Source organism: Streptomyces sp. NPDC001717 (assembly GCF_042892775.1).
In the GTDB taxonomy this organism is placed as follows: Bacteria; Actinomycetota; Actinomycetes; order Streptomycetales; family Streptomycetaceae; genus Streptomyces.
On sequence record NZ_JBIAUK010000001.1, the window covers coordinates 763,577 to 780,106 of the forward strand.

General features: G+C 72.7%; 19 protein-coding genes. 12 read left to right on the top strand and 7 right to left on the bottom strand.

The annotated features are described in order from the left end of the window. Positions 1-52: 52 nt before the first annotated feature. Complete coding sequence (dapC, locus tag ACFYZL_RS03675; protein ID WP_384758913.1) at positions 53-1,150, top strand: succinyldiaminopimelate transaminase; 1,098 nt, start codon at positions 53-55, stop codon at positions 1,148-1,150. 76 nt (positions 1,151-1,226) lie between these two features. Here dapC and ACFYZL_RS03680 read toward each other — a convergent pair whose 3' ends face one another. After that, positions 1,227-1,574: an ATP-binding protein gene (locus tag ACFYZL_RS03680; RefSeq protein WP_384583282.1), complete on the bottom strand. Its 348-nt coding sequence runs from the start codon at positions 1,572-1,574 to the stop codon at positions 1,227-1,229. 460 nt (positions 1,575-2,034) lie between these two features. Next, positions 2,035-3,018: a hypothetical protein gene (locus tag ACFYZL_RS03685; protein ID WP_388675644.1), complete on the bottom strand. Its 984-nt coding sequence runs from the start codon at positions 3,016-3,018 to the stop codon at positions 2,035-2,037. 77 nt (positions 3,019-3,095) lie between these two features. Between ACFYZL_RS03685 and dapE the strand changes: the two genes are divergently transcribed. Beyond that, complete coding sequence (dapE, locus tag ACFYZL_RS03690; RefSeq protein ID WP_384745249.1) at positions 3,096-4,175, top strand: succinyl-diaminopimelate desuccinylase; 1,080 nt, start codon at positions 3,096-3,098, stop codon at positions 4,173-4,175. A gap of 64 nt (positions 4,176-4,239) precedes the next feature. Beyond that, positions 4,240-4,998: a TIGR00730 family Rossman fold protein gene (locus ACFYZL_RS03695; protein WP_384745251.1), complete on the top strand. Its 759-nt coding sequence runs from the start codon at positions 4,240-4,242 to the stop codon at positions 4,996-4,998. A 384-nt stretch (positions 4,999-5,382) separates the two neighbouring features. Here the strand turns inward: ACFYZL_RS03695 and folP are convergent, their stop codons facing one another. Further along, positions 5,383-6,243 (bottom strand): dihydropteroate synthase, encoded by an 861-nt coding sequence (folP, locus tag ACFYZL_RS03700; protein ID WP_384753910.1) that lies wholly within the window; start codon positions 6,241-6,243, stop codon positions 5,383-5,385. A gap of 82 nt (positions 6,244-6,325) precedes the next feature. Between folP and ACFYZL_RS03705 the strand changes: the two genes are divergently transcribed. After that, positions 6,326-6,670 (top strand): DivIVA domain-containing protein, encoded by a 345-nt coding sequence (locus ACFYZL_RS03705; RefSeq protein WP_384753908.1) that lies wholly within the window; start codon positions 6,326-6,328, stop codon positions 6,668-6,670. Beyond that, positions 6,670-7,290: a DNA-3-methyladenine glycosylase I gene (locus ACFYZL_RS03710; RefSeq protein ID WP_384753905.1), complete on the top strand. Its 621-nt coding sequence runs from the start codon at positions 6,670-6,672 to the stop codon at positions 7,288-7,290. The genes ACFYZL_RS03705 and ACFYZL_RS03710 overlap by 1 nt, the downstream gene beginning before the upstream one ends. On the opposite strand, the gene ACFYZL_RS03715 is transcribed toward ACFYZL_RS03710, so the two are convergent. Beyond that, positions 7,275-8,078, bottom strand: a complete 804-nt coding sequence (locus tag ACFYZL_RS03715; RefSeq protein ID WP_388675650.1) for an enoyl-CoA hydratase/isomerase family protein — start codon at positions 8,076-8,078, stop codon at positions 7,275-7,277. The genes ACFYZL_RS03710 and ACFYZL_RS03715 overlap by 16 nt on opposite strands. A 322-nt stretch (positions 8,079-8,400) precedes the next feature. Here ACFYZL_RS03715 and ACFYZL_RS03720 point away from each other — a divergent pair, with 322 nt between their 5' ends. Both ACFYZL_RS03720 and ACFYZL_RS03725 read left to right on the top strand, forming a co-directional pair. Beyond that, a complete protein-coding gene (locus ACFYZL_RS03720; protein WP_003966491.1) occupies positions 8,401-8,568 on the top strand; it encodes a DUF3117 domain-containing protein in 168 nt (55 codons plus the stop codon). Positions 8,569-8,685: 117 nt separating this feature from the next. Next, complete coding sequence (locus ACFYZL_RS03725; RefSeq protein WP_388675653.1) at positions 8,686-9,303, top strand: hypothetical protein; 618 nt, start codon at positions 8,686-8,688, stop codon at positions 9,301-9,303. 37 nt (positions 9,304-9,340) lie between these two features. On the opposite strand, the gene ACFYZL_RS03730 is transcribed toward ACFYZL_RS03725, so the two are convergent. Then, positions 9,341-10,003 (bottom strand): class I SAM-dependent methyltransferase, encoded by a 663-nt coding sequence (locus ACFYZL_RS03730; protein ID WP_360867549.1) that lies wholly within the window; start codon positions 10,001-10,003, stop codon positions 9,341-9,343. Between the two features lie 178 nt (positions 10,004-10,181). On the opposite strand from ACFYZL_RS03730, the gene sigE reads away from it, so the two are divergent. The 5 genes from sigE to ACFYZL_RS03755 all read left to right on the top strand — a co-directional run bounded on the left by sigE (position 10,182) and on the right by ACFYZL_RS03755 (position 14,535). Then, the gene (gene sigE, locus ACFYZL_RS03735; RefSeq protein WP_384589969.1) at positions 10,182-10,958 is read left to right on the top strand and encodes an RNA polymerase sigma factor SigE; all 777 of its coding nucleotides are present in this window, start codon (positions 10,182-10,184) and stop codon (positions 10,956-10,958) included. Then, positions 10,955-11,671: a zf-HC2 domain-containing protein gene (locus ACFYZL_RS03740; protein ID WP_384753897.1), complete on the top strand. Its 717-nt coding sequence runs from the start codon at positions 10,955-10,957 to the stop codon at positions 11,669-11,671. Before sigE ends, ACFYZL_RS03740 begins: the two co-directional genes overlap by 4 nt. 54 nt (positions 11,672-11,725) lie before the next feature. Continuing rightward, positions 11,726-13,111, top strand: coding sequence for a S1C family serine protease (locus ACFYZL_RS03745; RefSeq protein ID WP_388675658.1), 1,386 nt, complete (start codon positions 11,726-11,728; stop codon positions 13,109-13,111). A gap of 117 nt (positions 13,112-13,228) precedes the next feature. After that, positions 13,229-13,675 (top strand): sec-independent translocase, encoded by a 447-nt coding sequence (locus ACFYZL_RS03750; RefSeq protein ID WP_384753893.1) that lies wholly within the window; start codon positions 13,229-13,231, stop codon positions 13,673-13,675. A 113-nt stretch (positions 13,676-13,788) separates the two neighbouring features. Further along, positions 13,789-14,535, top strand: coding sequence for a hypothetical protein (locus ACFYZL_RS03755; RefSeq protein ID WP_384753891.1), 747 nt, complete (start codon positions 13,789-13,791; stop codon positions 14,533-14,535). A gap of 169 nt (positions 14,536-14,704) precedes the next feature. On the opposite strand, the gene ACFYZL_RS03760 is transcribed toward ACFYZL_RS03755, so the two are convergent. Both ACFYZL_RS03760 and ACFYZL_RS03765 read right to left on the bottom strand, forming a co-directional pair. Next, on the bottom strand, positions 14,705-15,874 hold the full coding sequence (locus tag ACFYZL_RS03760; protein WP_388675662.1) for an Mrp/NBP35 family ATP-binding protein: 1,170 nt from the start codon (positions 15,872-15,874) through the stop codon (positions 14,705-14,707). Between the two features lie 42 nt (positions 15,875-15,916). Next, positions 15,917-16,507 (bottom strand): DUF1003 domain-containing protein, encoded by a 591-nt coding sequence (locus ACFYZL_RS03765; RefSeq protein WP_384753913.1) that lies wholly within the window; start codon positions 16,505-16,507, stop codon positions 15,917-15,919. Positions 16,508-16,530 lie beyond the last annotated feature (23 nt).

Below are 16,530 nucleotides of genomic sequence, written 5' to 3' on the forward strand. Positions count from 1 at the left end.
AGGCGTTTTCCGACCCGCTACCAGCCAGTACCGAGAGAGAGCAGAGACCACCGTGGCCGCAGTATCCGACCGTCTTCCCGCCTTCCCGTGGGACAAGCTGGAGCCCTATAAGGCCACGGCTGCGGCCCACGCGGACGGCATCGTCGACCTGTCGGTCGGCACCCCCGTGGACCCGGTCCCGGCGCTGATCCAGAGCGCCCTGGTCGGCGCCGCCGACTCCCCGGGCTACCCGACGGTGTGGGGCACGCCCGCCCTGCGCGACGCGATCACCGGCTGGGTGCGCGGCCGCCTCGGCGCGAGCGCCGCCGGGCACCGCAACGTCCTGCCCGTCGTCGGCTCCAAGGAACTGGTGGCCTGGCTGCCGACCCAGCTCGGGCTGGGCGCGGGCGACAAGGTGGCCTACCCGCGACTCGCCTACCCCACGTACGAGGTCGGCGCGCGGCTCTGCGGCGCCGAGGCCGTCGTCTACGACGACCCGACCGAGCTCGACCCGGCCGGCGTGAAGCTGCTGTGGCTCAACTCCCCGTCCAACCCCACCGGGAAGGTCCTCTCCAAGGAGGAGCTGATCCGGATCGTGGCCTGGGCGCGCGAGCACGGCATCCTGATCTTCAGTGACGAGTGCTACCTGGAGCTGGGCTGGGAGGCCGAACCCGTATCCGTCCTCCACGACGAGGTCTGCGGCGGCTCGTACGAGGGCATCGTCTCCGTCCACTCCCTCTCCAAGCGCTCCAACCTGGCCGGCTACCGCGCGGCCTTCATCGCCGGCGACGCGGCGGTCCTCGGCGAACTGCTGGAGATCCGCAAGCACGGCGGCATGATGACCCCGGCCCCCGTCCAGGCCGCCACCGTCGCCGCGCTCGGCGACGACGCGCACGTGGAGGAGCAGCGGGTCCGCTACGCCGCCCGCCGCGCCGCCCTGCGCGCGGCGCTGGAGGCCCACGGCTTCCGCGTCGAGCACAGCGAGGCCAGCCTGTACCTGTGGGTGACCCGGGACGAGCCGTGCTGGGACACGGTCGCCCACCTCGCGCAGCTGGGCATCCTGGTCGCGCCGGGCGACTTCTACGGCGAGGCCGGCGCCCGCTTCGTGCGCGTCGCGTTCACCGCCACCGACGAGCGCGTGGAGGCGGCGGTCAAGCGCCTCGCGGGCTGATCACCACGCCCGAAGGGGCCGGGAGTTCGTGCTCCCGGCCCCTTCGCGTTCCCGCGTTCCTGCGTCCGTACGCCGATCAGCCGAGCGGCAGCCCACCGGGCAGCCCACCCGGCAGGCCGCCGGGCAGCGATCCGAGCGGCAGCTCCTGCGCGCCGGGCACGGGCAGCCCGCCGAGCAGACCGCCCGCCTGGCCGGCCACGTCGGCGGCCGGGACGGCCTTGGTGGCGGTGCCCGTGGCCGTGGACGCGGTCTCGGCGGCCGACGCGGTGGCGTCGGCGGCGTCCGGGGCGGTCAGGGCGCCCAGCTGCTGCACGGGCTCCAGGCCGGCGGCACTGGCCGCGCCGGCCGCACCGACCACGGGCGCTGCCCCGGCTGCGACGAGCAGCGCGGCACGGGCGATCCGACGGGTCAGGGGGAGGGACATGATGCTCCTAAGCGGTAGCGGCTGAGTACGCCGTGTACAACCGCTCGTGGGGGGCCATGAGTTGCGGAGCCGCCGGGTAAAGGATCGGTAACGCATCGTTTAATCGGCTTCCGCGAAAAGCCCATTGAATGCGCACCGACCAGGGCTTCTTTCGGGCTCCGGCCCTCTCGGCCCACCCACCGGCTCACCCCCGCGAGGGTGACGACCCGGACGCCTGACCGGGCCCGGCCCACCACTGTGCGCGGGCACCCGCTGCCTGCGGGTGGGGCCGCTGCGCGGGGCCGGGTCCCCTACCCGCCCTTCCACCGTTCCCCGGGGCTCCGCCCCGGTTCGGGAAGGGGCGGGGTGGGGAAAGGCCCCGCGCAGCGGCTCGGTACCGGCGGGCGCTCCGGGACGGTCCAGGAGGGCTCGGGCCGTTCGGGTCCGGGGCACGGAACACCGGCCCAGCGGTCCCAGCGACTCAGCGGGCCGTGAAGATCCGTACGTCGTCCGGCCCCGCGCCCAGCGGATCGCCGGAGCCCGACTTGCCCGGCAGCTTCTCGATCCAGCGGCCCTTGTTCTCGCCCGCGACCCACGCCTTGCCGTCGTACCCGACCCGCGTGATGTTCAGCTTCGCCGCGTTCGCCACGGCCCAGTGCGCGACCTCCCAGCCGCGCTGCCGGTCGACCGTGCCCTTCTTGTCCTTCACCGGCACGGCTACCTCCGCCCCGTCCGCCGGGCCCGAGCGGCCCAGCGACGCCGCGGGCGGACCGAGCTGCGGCGCCGCCTTGGGCCCGAACACCCGGGTCAGCTCCGCCTTCACCTTCTCCGGATCGCCCGAACCGGGCTGCGGGGCGGGGCCGGTGCAGGTCAGCGTCCCCGGCGCACTGCCCGTGAACGCCGCCGCCAGCAGCGTCGCGTCCGGCTCGTGCTTCGCGTACGCCTGCGGGAAGCCGCTGAGCTGGACCTGCTGCGCCGCCTCCGTCAGGGGCAGCCGGGCCCACCCCCTGACCTCCTTGAGCCGGTCGTAGAAGATCCCGGCCGAGTACACGGGGTCCTGGATCTGCGCGGGCGTGCCCCAGCCCTGCGAGGGCCGCTGCTGGAACAGGCCCAGTGAGTCCCGGTCGCCGTGGTCGAGGTTGCGCAGCGCCGACTCCTGCATCGCGGTGGCCATGGCTATCGTCACCGCCCGCTCCGGCATCGGCTTGCCCGTGCCGACCACCGCGATCGTCGCCGCGTTCCCCGCCTGCTCGGGAGTCATCGAGTACGAAGCGCCGTCGCCTCCGCCCTCTCCTCCGTCCGCGGCCCGGACGACGCAGTGCGGCGCACCCATGCCGCCCGTGGAGTCCTGCTGGACGGCGAAGTAGCCGATGACCGCGAGCAGGACGAGCAGGCCGGCGGCGGCCCGCAGCAGCCGGCGGCGGCGGCGGGGGCGGGAGTGATCGCTCTGGGACACGCGGCCCACCGTACTTGAGCCACATGACGCGTCCACCGGGCGGACGTGGAAGGTTCGCCACACCCCGGGGCGTTAGGGTCAGTGGCATGTCCGAATCCGAGCTGGACCTCACCCTGGACGCCGCCGAGCTGACCGCCCGGCTCGTCGACATTCCGTCCGTGAGCGGCGACGAGAAGGTGCTCGCCGACCTCGTGGAACACGCGCTGCGCGCACTGCCGCACCTCACCGTGGACCGTTTCGGAAACAACGTCGTGGCCCGCACGAACCTCGGCCGTTCCGAGCGCGTCGTACTCGCCGGCCACCTCGACACCGTGCCGATCGCCGACAACGTTCCGTCCCGCCTCGACGAGAACGACGTGCTGTGGGGCTGCGGCACCACCGACATGAAGTCCGGCGTCGCCGTGCAGCTGCGCATCGCGGCCACCGTGCCCGAGCCGAACCGCGACCTCACCTTCGTCTTCTACGACCAGGAAGAGGTCGCCGCCGACCTCAACGGCCTCGGCAAGGTCGCCGAAGCCCATCCCGACTGGCTGACCGGTGACTTCGCGGTGCTGCTGGAGCCCTCCAACGCCGAGGTCGAGGGCGGTTGCCAGGGCACCCTGCGCGTCCTGCTCCGCACGACCGGCGAGCGCGCCCACTCCGCCCGCAGCTGGATGGGCTCCAACGCCATCCACGCCGCCGGCCCGATCCTGGCCCGGCTGGCCGCGTACGAGCCGCGCAAGCCGGTCATCGACGGCCTGGAGTACCACGAGGGCCTCAGCGCGGTCCGCATCGAGGGCGGCGTAGCCAACAACGTCATCCCCGACGCGTGCACGGTCACGGTCAACTTCCGCTACGCCCCGGACCGCAGCGAGGCCGACGCCGTCGCACACGTCCGTGAGGTCTTCGCGGACTGCGACATCGCCGAGTTCGTGATCGACGACTCGTCCCCCGGTGCCCTCCCGGGCCTCTCCCACCCCGCCGCCGCGGCCTTCATGGAGGCCGTCGGAGGTCACGCCATGCCGAAGTTCGGCTGGACGGACGTCTCCCGCTTCAGCGCGCTCGGCGTCCCGGCCGTCAACTACGGCCCGGGCGACGCCCTGCTGGCCCACAAGGTCGACGAGCGGGTGGAGACGAAGGCGATCCTGCACTGCGAGGAACGACTCCGCGCCTGGCTGACCGACTGAATTCCGCTTCCCGTCACCTTCGTGCGCCTACCCTGATCCAACGATCAGCAGGAGGGAGCACATCATGGGCAACCCCGAGAGTTCCGCCCGTCGTCGGCCCGAGGAGCAGCAGCTCGGGCCGGTGCTGAGGAGGCGGAGCCAGGTGCAGGCGGGCAGCACGACGGACCAGCGGCTGCTGGACTCCGCCGGGCCCTCCGAGTGGGTGCACACCGATCCCTGGCGGGTCCTGCGCATCCAGTCGGAGTTCATCGAGGGCTTCGGCACGCTGGCCGAGCTGCCGCCCGCGATCAGCGTGTTCGGCTCGGCCCGCACCGCCGCGGGCACGCCCGAGTACGAGGCGGGCGTGCGGATCGGCAGCGCGCTGGTCGACGCCGGCTTCGCGGTGATCACCGGCGGCGGGCCGGGCGCGATGGAAGCGGCCAACAAGGGCGCCCGCGAGGCGGGCGGCATCTCGGTCGGCCTCGGCATCGAGCTGCCCTTCGAGCAGGGCCTGAACCAGCACGTCGACCTGGGGCTGAACTTCCGGTACTTCTTCGTCCGCAAGACGATGTTCGTGAAGTACAGCCAGGGCTTCGTGGTCCTTCCGGGCGGCCTCGGCACCCTGGACGAGCTGTTCGAGGCACTGACCCTGGTCCAGACGCAGAAGATCACCCGCTTCCCGATCGTGCTGTTCGGATCGGAGTACTGGAGCGGCCTGGTCGACTGGCTGAGGAACACGGTGATCGCGCAGGGCAAGGCCTCGGAGAAGGACCTGTACCTCTTCCACGTCACGGACGACGTGGACGAGGCGATCGCCCTGGTGACGAAGGAAGTGGGCAAGTAGCCGCAGCCCATCTCAGCCTCGCCGGCGTTTGAGGCGCGGGGTCCGGGGCGGAGCCCCGGGTCTTTTCAGCCCGTCCGGCGTTTGAGGACCGGGTCCGGGCGGAGCCCGGGGAACGGTGGAAGGGCGGGTAGGGGACGGCTCCGCGCAGCGGCACCCCGGCCAGGGCCGGGCCACGGGGGGTGCCGTCGGGGCCGGGCGCGCGCCGGGGCACCTCCTCGGGCGTCGAACGGGCAGGGGCAGCGGACACGTATGACGTGGTGCGTTCGACGCCCTGCGGGGGCGCCCCGCCGCACACCCGACCCCGACGGCGCGGGGGTACGGGCGTGGGCCCGCCTCGCCGAGCACCGGCGTTCGACGCCCCGCGGGACCGGAAGGGCGGTGGGGTCAGGCCAGGCCGCGGCGGGCCACAGCCGGGGCGCGGTGGCCCTGGATCGACGCGACCATGTCGAGGATCTGCCGGGTCTCGGCGACCTCGTGCACGCGGTAGACCTGCGCCCCCAGCCACGCCGACACGGCCGTCGTGGCCAGCGTGCCCAACAGCCGTTCCTTGACCGGCCGGTCGAGCGTCTCGCCGACGAAGTCCTTGTTGGACAGGGAGACCAGGACCGGCCAGCCCGTCGCCGTCATCTCGCCCAGCCGCCGCGTGGCCTCCAGCGAGTGGCGGGTGTTCTTCCCGAAGTCGTGGCCGGGGTCGATCATGATCGCGTCCCGCCGGACGCCCAGCGAGGCGGCCCGTTCCGCGAGGCCCACCGTGACCTCCAGGATGTCGGCCATGACGTCCTCGTACTCCACGCGGTGCGGCCGCGTCCGCGGCTCCGCCCCGCCCGCGTGGGTGCAGACCAACCCGGCGCCGTAGCGCGCCGCGACTTCGGCCAGCTTGGGGTCCACCCCGCCCCACGCGTCGTTCAGGAGGTCCGCCCCGGCCTCGCAGACCGCCTCGCCGACCTCGTGCCGCCAGGTGTCCACGCTGATCACCACGTCGGGGTGGCGGCGGCGGACCTCGGCGACGAAGCCGACCGTGCGCCGGGCCTCCTCGGCCGCGTCCACGTGTTCGCCCGGGCCCGCCTTGACCCCGCCGATGTCGATGATCGCGGCGCCCTCGGCGACCGCCTGCTCGACCCGGTCCAGGGCCGGTTCGTCGCGGAACGTCGCGCCCTGGTCGTAGAAGGAGTCCGGGGTGCGGTTCACGATGGCCATGATCACCGGTTCATGGGTGTCGAACTCGCGCCTGCCCAGTCGCAGCATCCTGCTCTTTCCTCCTTCGGCGGCCCCCCCGCCTCATCTGCGACCTTAACCTGAGGGTCGGAGTCTCTCGTGGGGAGTGATCGTGTTCTTCTTCTTGATGATCGCGCTGGTCGTGGTCGTGGCGGCGGTCACCCTGGCGGTGATCGGCGGGGGCTCGGAGGCGGTCCTGCCGGAGGCGGAACCGGACCGGGTGGCCGACGCGCTGCCGGAGACCCGGCCCGTCGTGCGGGCGGACATCGACGCGCTGCGCCTGCCCGTCGCGCCGCGCGGGTACCGGATGTCCGAGGTGGACGACGTACTGGACCGGCTGGCGGCGGAGCTGGCGGAGCGCGACGCGCGGATCGCCCAGCTGACGGCCCGGGTCGAGGCCGAGCCGCAGGACGCGGTTCCGGCGGGCCGGGTCGACCTCACGAAGCACGCCGAGTGATGGGCGCCGCCCTCGCGGGCCCGGACGGGGCGCTGCGCTGCCCGTGGGCTCTGTCCTCGGGGCCCACCGGAGAATACGTCGCCTACCACGACACCGAGTGGGGCCGCCCGGTCCACGGTGACGACGCGCTGTACGAGCGGCTGTGCCTGGAGGCCTTCCAGTCGGGCCTGTCGTGGATCACGATCCTCCGGCGGCGGGAGGGCTTCCGGAAGGCCTTCGCGTCCTTCGAGATCGCGGCGGTCGCGGAGTTCGGGCCGGCGGACGCGGAGCGGTTGCTGGCGGACGAGGGGATCATCCGCAACCGGGCCAAGATCGAGGCGACGCTGGCCAACGCGAAGGTGCTCGCCGGGTGGGAGCCGGGCGAGCTGGACGCGCTGATCTGGTCGCACGCCCCGGAGGAGCCCGGTCCGGCCCCGCGCGGCATCGCCGACGTCCCGGCGGTCACCGACGAGTCCACCGCGCTGGCGAAGGCGCTGAAGAAGGCGGGGATCCGGTTCGTCGGACCCACGACGGCCTACGCGCTGATGCAGGCCTGCGGGCTGGTCAACGACCACCTGGCCGACTGCGCCTCCCGCGAGGTCCTGGCCTCGCGGGAGACGGGCGCTCAGCGGCCCAGGTAGTTCGGCGGCTGCTTCGCGAGGAAGGCCTGGACGGCGATGGCGTGGTCCTCGGAGGCGCCCGCGCGGGTCTGCAGGACGTCCTCGTGCTCCAGCGCCTCGGCGAGGGAGTGCGAGGCCCCGTAGGCCAGGGACTCCTTCAGCGCGGCGTAGGCGACGGTCGGGCCGGAGGCCAGGGCGCGGGCCACGGCCTCGGCCTCGGCGCGCAGGGACTCCGCGGGCACCAGGCGGTTGACGATGCCGAGCTCGAACGCCTCCTGCGCCTTGATCGAACGCGGGAAGAGCAGCAGGTCGGAGGCGCGGGAGGCGCCGATCAGGCGGGGGAGGGTCCAGGAGACCCCGGAGTCGGCGGTGAGCGCGACGCCGGCGAACGAGGTGTTGAAGGAGGCGGTGTCGGCGACGACGCGGAAGTCCGCCGCCAGCGCGAAGCCGAAGCCGGCTCCGGCCGCGACGCCGTTCACCCCGGCCACCACGGGCTTGGGCATCTCGGTGAGGGCGCGGACGATCGGGTTGTAGTGCTCCGCGACCGTGCTCATGGTCAGCGTGGTGCCGCTCTCGCGGTCCGAGGCGAGGTTCCCGATGTGCTCCTTGAGGTCCTGGCCCACGCAGAAGGCCCGGTCGCCGGCCGCGGTGAGCAGGACGGCCCGCACCGCGGTGTCGTCGGCCGCGGCCCGGACCGCGTCGCGCAGGGCGACCTTGGCCTCGGTGTTCATCGCGTTCATCGCGTCCGGGCGGTTGATCGTGATGGTCGCGAGTCCGTCGGTCACTTCGTAGAGCACGCTGTCGGCCATGGCAGGGGGTCCCCCTTCGTCGCGGGCTTGACTACCGGCCGGTACCGGCCGGTGCAAGGGTCAGCATGGCGGACCGCGCGGCGCACGCACATGTGATGTGCGTCAAAGAAAGCGCACCGCGCGGGGGCGAAGTATCGCAGGCGGGTCCCCGAAATGAGTGGTTTTGGTCGAGCGCGTTGCCGAAGCGTTCACCGTTGAGGTTGGTCATCGGGTCCTGACATGCGGGATAATGGCCGGGAAGCAATGTGTTCGATGCCGGGTACTAGGCGCCTGAACGGGGCCGTCGGCTGACGATGAGCTGGTTTCAGGAAGGGGAACGAGCATGGCGGCCATGAAGCCGCGGACGGGCGACGGCCCGCTCGAGGTCACCAAGGAGGGGCGGGGCATCGTCATGCGCGTACCGCTCGAGGGCGGCGGTCGGCTTGTCGTCGAGCTGACCCCCGACGAGGCGGACGCCCTGGGTGACGCCCTGAAGAAGGTCGTCGGCTGACACGTCGGCACCAACTGCATTCCGCATTCTCTGCGCTGCCCCGATCGCTCCGAGCGGTCGGGGCAGCGTTGCGTCCCGGACCGCGTGTCCGGCGTATTCGATCTTCGGAGTTGTGACGTGACGTTCTCCCCGCCCGCGCCGCCCGCCTTCGCGGACTGCACTCCCCGGGAGAAGGCGGCACGGATCCTCACCGACGCGTTGGCGCTGGCGAACCTGGTCGTGGCCCTGCTCCTGCTGATCGGCTGGTCCGCCACCGGGTCGTGGTCCGGCCTCGGCTGGGGGCTGCTCGCCGCCCTGTTCTGCGGGGTGGTCCCGATCGGGATCATCGTGCTCGGGGTGAAGCGGGGCGCGCTCACCGACCAGCACATACGGGTCCGGCGCCAGCGGATGGTCCCGATGGCGCTGAGCCTGGTCTCCGTCGTCGTCGGGATCGGCCTGCTGTACGCGCTGGGCGCCCCGGCGGACGTCTTCGCGCTCGTGGTCGCGATGCTGGTCGGCCTGGTCTCGTCCCTGGCGGTGACGGCGGGCTGGCAGATCTCCATCCACATGTCGGTGGCCGGTGGCACCGTGATGATATTGCTGCTCGCCTTCGGACCGGTGGCCCTCCCGGTCGCGCTGCTCGCGGCCGCCGTCGGCTGGTCGCGGCTGGTGCTGAAGGCGCACACGCCGGCCCAGCTCCTCGCGGGCACCGCGCTGGGCGGCACGGCCGCCCTGACCTTCGCGCTGCTGCGCTGACGGGTCCGCGGGTCCGTGGCCCGCGCGGCCTACGGGCTCAGCGGCGTACGGCGCACAGCAGCCCGTCGCCCACCGGGAGCAGCGCGGACTCCAGTGCCGGGCTCTCCCGGACGCTCCGCAGCAGCTCGCGGACGCGGAGCACCTCCACCGGCTGGGCCGCGGAGTCGACCGTACGGCCGTCGGAGAACACCCCCTCGAAGCACACCAGTCCGCCGGGGCGCAGCAGGCGCAACGATTCGGCGAGGTAGTCGAGGGACTCGGTCGGGTCCCCGTCGCAGAAGACGAGGTCGTACCCGCCGTCCGCGAGCCGGGGCAGGACGTCGAGGGCGCGGCCCGGGATGAAGCGGGCGCGGTTGCCCGCGAAACCGGCGGCGCGGAAGGCCTGGCGGGCGAAGGCCTGCCGGTCCGGTTCGGGATCCACCGTGGTCAGCACCCCGTCGGGGCGCATTCCGTGGAGGAGGTGGATGCCGGAGACGCCGGTGCCGGTGCCGATCTCGGCGACCGCCTTGGCATCCGCGGTGGCGGCCAGCAGGCGCAGCGCGGCCCCGGTGCCGGGGGAGACGGAGCGCAGGCCCGCTTCCCTGGACCGGTCGCGGGCCCACCGCAGAGCGTCGTCCTCGGCGACAAACGCGTCGGCGAACGCCCAGCTCGTCTGCCGGTTGCCGGTAATGACCCTCTCCTGTCCCCATAGTTGGCGCAACGGTGACTGTATCCGTTGACGTCGGGAACCCGCAGATGGGACCGGGCGTTGTGAAGGGTGGAGACGGGATCAGAAGGGGCGCTGCCGGGCAGAACGACGCCTTCGGCCTCTGTGTGACCTAAGACCTGCGTAAAGATACTGCAAAAAGGCTTATCCGGAGCTGACAGAGGGGGTGGCTATGGTAGGGACTCCGCTGGACACCACCAGAGCCGACAGGGGAGGTGCGGCTGCGCCTGTGGATCGTGGGGGCGTGTTCAGACGCCTCTTCTGGTCGGCCGGCGAGCCGAAATCCGTGACCTACATTGCTGACAGCTTCCACACCGCCACCGCAACCACCGCGACCTTCGCCGCCGATGCGGGCTCGCAGGCGTGGACCCCTCCCTCATGGGAGGAGATCGTCAGCACGCACAGCGCGCGGGTCTACCGCCTTGCCTACCGTCTGACGGGCAACCAGCACGACGCCGAGGACCTGACCCAGGAGGTCTTCGTCCGCGTCTTCCGCTCGCTGTCCACGTACACGCCCGGCACCTTCGAGGGCTGGCTGCACCGCATCACCACGAACCTGTTCCTCGACATGGTCCGCCGCAAGCAGCGGATCCGCTTCGACGCGCTCGGCGACGACGCCGCCGAGCGGCTGCCGAGCCGCGAGCCCTCCCCGCAGCAGGTCCTGCACGACACCCACTTCGACGCCGACGTCCAGCAGGCGCTGGACACCCTCGCGCCCGAGTTCCGCGCCGCCGTGGTGCTCTGCGACATCGAGGGCCTGTCGTACGAGGAGATCGCCGCGACACTCGGCGTGAAGCTCGGCACCGTCCGCAGCCGTATCCACCGCGGCCGTTCACACCTGCGCAAGGCGCTCAAGCACCGCTCCCCCGAAGTCCGTGCGCAGCAGCGCGCGCTGGCGGGTGCGGCGGTGGGTGCGCCCGGCGCCGGGGGAGAGGGCGGAGCCGAGTGAGCGGAGTCGGTCCGTCCCCCGCCGAGCACCACCTGGGCGACAGGCTCGCCGCCCTGGTGGACGGGGAGCTGAAGCACGACGCCCGCGAGCGGGTGCTGGCCCACCTGGCCACGTGCCCCAAGTGCAAGGCCGAGGCCGACGCGCAGCGCCGGCTGAAGAGCATGTTCGTGGAGAGCGCGCCGCCGCCGCTGTCCGCCGGGCTGCTGGCGCGGCTCCAGGGGCTGCCGGGCGGCGGTCCCGACGGCCCGTCAGGCGCCATGGGGTCGACCGGCGGGCCGGGTCCGTCGGGAGCGACGGGGGACCGGCCGGCCGATCCCCTCGCCTCGTTCGCGTACGCCCTGGCGCAGCCGGGCGTCCCGTCGCAGCCCTCGGGCTTCCGCATCCACGAAGTCGCCCGCCCGCGCCGCCGCTTCGCCTACGTCGCGGCCGGAGCGGTGTCGCTGGCCGCGCTCGCCCTCGGCGGGACGCTGCCCATGGAGAGCGTCGAGCCGAACGTACGGGGGGAACAGCCCGCGCCCGCCTCGCGGCCCGGCCCCGTGGTCTCCGTAGCCGACGCCGCGGTCCGCGACCGTGACCGGGACCGGGACCGGGGTAGGGAGCCGGTGCCGCCGCCCGCTATCGGACCGACCCTCCTGTCGACCCTCGCGACCCCGTTGCCGCCGCTGCACCCCAGCCCGCCGGCCACGACGCGACCGGTCTCCCTGCTGCGCTGACGCGGGACCTGATTGAATCTGCGGCACATGCGCATAGGTAGGCGGGGAGCGCCCATGGCCGACAGGCAGCAGATCGAACCGGCTCCGTCGTGGTGGAGCCGGCCCGAGGGCACGGCCGAAGGCCGCCACGACACGGTTCCGGCCCCCAGGCCCGAGGACGGTCCCGAGGGTGGTTCCGAGGGCGCGGCCGAGGGCGCGCCCGCAGGTCTTGCCGCGGAGGCGGCGGGCGGCACGGGGGCGGTGGGAGGCGGGGAAGCGGAGCCGCCCCGCGCGGTCCGGTACGACCCGTGGGGCGCCCAGCCCCTCCAGGCGCCCCTCCAGGCGGTGGACCGCGGCCGGGAGCGGCGCGGGTTCGACCTCTGGCAGGTCGTCGCCCTCGCCGTGGGCACGGCCCTGCTCGCGGGCGGTGTCGGCGGCTACCTCGGCGTGCTCGCCGAGCGACAGAGCAGCACCCGACTGGAGCTCCCCCAGGCGGCCGTCGCGGACAAGGGCCGGGCGCCCGAAAGCGTGGCCGGGATCGCGGCCACCGCACTGCCCGGGGTGGTGACCCTGCACGTGCGGAGCGCGAAGGGCGGCGGCACCGGCACCGGTTTCGTACTCGACCAGCAGGGCCACATCCTGACCAACAACCACGTCGTCGCCGACGCCAAGGAGATAGCGGTCACCTTCAGCACCGGCGAGAGCGTCACCGCCGAGCTGGTCGGCCGTGACTCCGGATACGACCTGGCCGTGGTCAAGGTCAGCGGGGTGCGCGGGCTCCAGCCCCTGAGCCTCGGCAACTCCGAGAACGTGAAGGTCGGCGACCCGGTGGTGGCCATCGGCGCCCCCTTCGACCTCTCCAACACCGTCACGGCCGGCATCATCAGCGCCACCGGGCGGCCCGTCACCGCGGGCGGTGACAAGGGCGACGGCAGCGACATCAGCTACGTCGACGCCCTCCAGACGGACGCCCCCATCAACCCGGGCAACTCCGGCGGCCCGCTCCTCGACGCCAAGGCCCACGTGGTCGGCATCAACAGCGCGATCCGCGGCGCCGACAAGGACGATCCCGACCGGCAGGGCGGCTCCATCGGCCTCGGCTTCGCCATCCCCATCAACCAGGGCAAGCGCGTCGCCGAGGAACTCATCCGCACCGGCCACGCCACGCACCCCGTGATCGGGGTCACGCTCGACATGGAGTACACGGGCGACGGAGCCCGGGTCGGGGACAAGGGCGAGGACGGCAAGCCGTCCGTGGTCTCCGGCGGTCCCGGCGCCCGCGCCGGGATCAAGGCCGGCGACGTGATCACCAAGGTGGACGGGCAGCGCGTGCGCGGCGGGGACGAGCTGATCATCAAGATCAGGTCCCACCGCCCGGGCGACAAACTGACCCTGACCGTGCGGCGCGGGGGCCGGGAGGAGACCTTGGAGGTCGTCCTGGGGTCGGCGAACGGCTCGTGAGCACCGCATGACCGTGGGGTGAAACCACTGCGGGGCGAGCACGCAGGTATGGGCGTGCGGACAAGGGCGGGTACCGTGTGTGCGGGCCCGCAGTGAGAGAGACCGAGGAGCGGCAGGGTGTTCAACGACATAGGCGCACTCGAACTCGTCACGATCGTGGTGCTCGCGATCCTGGTCTTCGGCCCGGACAAGCTGCCCAAGGTGATCCAGGACGTCTCCGGGGTCATCCGGAAGATCCGCGCGTTCTCCGACAGCGCCAAGCAGGACATCCGCTCCGAGCTCGGCCCGGAGTTCAAGGACTTCGAGTTCGAGGACCTGAACCCGAAGACCTTCATCCGCAAGCAGCTCACGGAGAACGAGGACCTCAAGGAGATCCGCAGCAGCTTCGACCTCCGCAAGGAGCTGAACGACGTCACCGACGCCGTCAACAGCAAGGAGGCCGACGCGGCCCCCGCCTCGACCGGAGCCTCCGCCACGCCCGCCGGCACCGGCCCCGACCTGCTGAAGAAGCCCGCCTCCCCGGCCGCCGAACAGCGCGCCCGCTTCGACGCCGACGCCACGTAGGGGCTGCGCTTGCCCGCCGATCCCGGGTCCGGTGGCTATCCTCCATCTGTCCGGATGTAGGACGCCCGAGGGGGGCGGGCCGTTCCGGACCCCACGGAACGAGAGGCCGCCCCATGGAGACGACGAGCAGTAGCCGGGTAGGTGCGCAAGCCCCCGAGGCCACCGCGCCCGCCCCCGCCGCCGAACCCGCGCAGGATCCGCAGAACGCCCCGCAACAGGCGCAGCAGCCGCAGCAGCCGCAGGAGGGCGCCGCGCCCGTCCCGGCGGCCCGCCGGACCGTCGAGGGCTATCTGAGGGCCGAGTTCCCCTGGTACGGGCTGGACGGGGCCTTCACGGGCCCCCGCTGGCTCATGCAGGTCGGAACCGGCGCCGACGGCACCGTGGAGCACGGCTCCACCGGCCACGGCGACGAGCCGTCCGCGCGGGGCGAGATCGCCACCGGCGAGAAGGAGCGCTTCGCGGTGGTCGTCACCGTCGCGAGCAACCCGCTGCGCCGCAGCGGAGACGGCACCGGCGTCCTGGAGGCCACCTCGGTCTCCTCGGCGGCCTGGCTGGCCGGCTCCGGGCTGCTGGCCTACAGCTGGCCGGGCCAGATGGACCACGCCCTGCGCAACGACTGGCTCGACCAGCAGACCGAGGCCGCGTGGGAGCTCGCCGACGACCTGGACGGCGAGGACTGGTCGACGCTGTCCCTGCCGGTGGACGGGGAGCCGACGCCGTTTCACTACCGTGAGTCCGAGTTCGGGTGGGTCCTCGCCGGGTCCACGCGGGGCGGTGTGCACCTCGGGGCGTACGGGCGGGGGATGAGCGCGTACGGGCTCGGGTTCTCGGTGATCTCGGACCTCGGCGCATACGAGTAGTCCGGGTCACGGGTACGGGAAAGGGCACCGCTGGTCGGCGGTGCCCTTTTCGCTGCGCGGCCCGTGCGGGCCGGTGGTCGGGTTGTGCCCACCCTCCCCCAAGCTCTCGGCTCCGCTCGAGCAGGGGGACCCCCCTCGCCCCAGCGGAACGACTGCCCACGAACCGCCGTCAGAACTTGTTCTTCGGGGTGATGCCCAGGGACATGCCCGAGAGGCCTCGGGCTCGGCCGCCCAGTTTGCCGGCGATCGCGCGCAGGGCCGCGCCGGCCGGGGAGTCCGGGTCGGCCAGGACGACCGGCTTGCCCTCGTCGCCGCCCTCGCGCAGGCGCACGTCGATCGGGATGGAGCCGAGCACCGGGACGGTCGCGCCGACCGTCTTCGTCAGACCGTCGGCCACCTTCTGGCCGCCGCCCGAGCCGAACACGTCGACCATCTCGTCGCAGTGCGGGCACGGCAGGCCCGACATGTTCTCGACCACGCCGACGATCTTCTGGTGGGTCTGTACGGCGATCGAGCCGGCCCGCTCCGCGACCTCGGCCGCGGCCTGCTGCGGGGTGGTGACCACGAGGATCTCGGCGTTCGGGACCAGCTGGGCCACCGAGATGGCGATGTCGCCCGTACCCGGCGGGAGGTCCAGCAGCAGCACGTCCAGGTCGCCCCAGAACACGTCCGCGAGGAACTGCTGGAGCGCGCGGTGCAGCATCGGGCCGCGCCACACCACCGGCGCGTTGCCCGGGGTGAACATGCCGATGGAGATGACCTTCACGCCGTTCGCGGACGGCGGCATGATCATGTTCTCGACCTGGGTGGGCTTGCCGTCCACGCCCAGCATGCGCGGCACGCTGTGGCCGTAGATGTCCGCGTCGACCACGCCGACCTTCAGACCGTACGCCGCCATCGCGGCGGCCAGGTTGACGGTGACCGAGGACTTGCCCACGCCGCCCTTGCCGGACGCGACCGCGTACACACGGGTCAGCGAGCCCGGCTTGGCGAAGGGCACCTCGCGCTCGGCGGTGCCGCCGCGCAGCGTGGCCGCCAGCTCCTTGCGCTGCTCGTCGCTCATCACGTCGAGGGTGACCGCGACGGAGGTCACGCCCGCGACCTTCGCGACGGCCTCGGTGACCAGCTGCGTGATGGTCTCGCGCATGGGACAGCCCGACACGGTCAGGTAGACGGTGACGGCGACCGCGCCGCCGTCGCCGATCTCCACCGATTTCACCATGCCGAGTTCGGTGATCGGCCGGTGGATCTCGGGGTCGTTCACCGTCGCCAGCGCGTCCAGGATCGCGTCCTGCTCGGGCACGGCGGCGTCGGCGGCGGAGCTTGTGTCGGTAGCCATGCCCCGATGGTACGGCTCGGTAGCAGGGCTCGGGAAAGCCCGTCAGCGGTCGCCTTCGTCACGTTCCCGCGGGAATAGCCGACGCTCGTCCATCTCCTTGATCAGGTCCTGGAACTCGGACCGGATCCAGTCGCGCGTCGCGACCTCGCCCAGACCCATCCGCAGGGCCGCGATCTCCCGCGTCAGGTACTCGGTGTCGGCGATGGAGCGCTCGTTCTGCTTGCGGTCCTGCTCCAGGTTGACCCGGTCCCGGTCGTCCTGCCGGTTCTGCGCGAGCAGGATCAGCGGAGCCGCGTACGAGGCCTGGAGCGACAGCATCAGCGTCAGGAAGATGAACGGGTACTCGTCGAACCGCAGGTGGTCCGGCGCGAAGATGTTCCACAGCACCCACACGATGATGACCAGGGTCATCCAGACGATGAAGCGGCCCGTGCCGAGGAACCGCGCCACCCGCTCCGACAGCCGCCCGAAGGCCTCCGGGTCGTACTCCGGCAACAGCCGGCGCCGCGAAGGCCGCGGTACGTCGAGCCGGACCCGCGACCGCGTGAGCGCGCTCGAACCGGTCGCCGAGGCCGCCTTCGCCCGCTCGCCCCGCTCGAAGGCGGAACGTTCCGCCCGCTCGCCCGACTCCACGGTCAGCCCGAGCTCGCGCGCCT